Source organism: Bradyrhizobium sp. Kon69 (assembly GCF_055807515.1).
The window spans coordinates 1-266 of the sequence record NZ_JBVVOS010000378.1; the positions used below are offsets into that span (position 1 = coordinate 1).

Sequence of the window (266 nt, forward strand, 5' to 3'; positions counted from 1 at the left end):
TCTCTAGTGAAGGCGATGTTTTCAGCAAAGTTAGTTGCTCGTTTTTCCAAGCTCAATTGCTCCTGCACCACTCCGAGATCCAGCGCATCGCTTCGCTGGGCGTTCTTTTCTAACAGCGACAGCCTATCACTCATCATCATAGGGCAATGCATGCACGCTCTGAGTTTTGCTGCTTATCACACGGCGATTATGCGCTTTATTCGCGATCACGCTCCGCAAGACATACAGACGTTAACTCAGGGATTCTATTATTCTTTCGCCGTCGC

1 protein-coding gene is annotated in these 266 nt (G+C 48.9%); it reads left to right on the top strand.

Annotated features, from left to right (window positions below; all coding sequences use genetic code 11):
* Positions 1 to 15 precede the first annotated feature (15 nt).
* Positions 16 to 266 (top strand): MFS transporter (locus AC0L3U_RS39520; protein WP_473365138.1); only part of this gene is annotated, 251 nt, incomplete at its 3' end.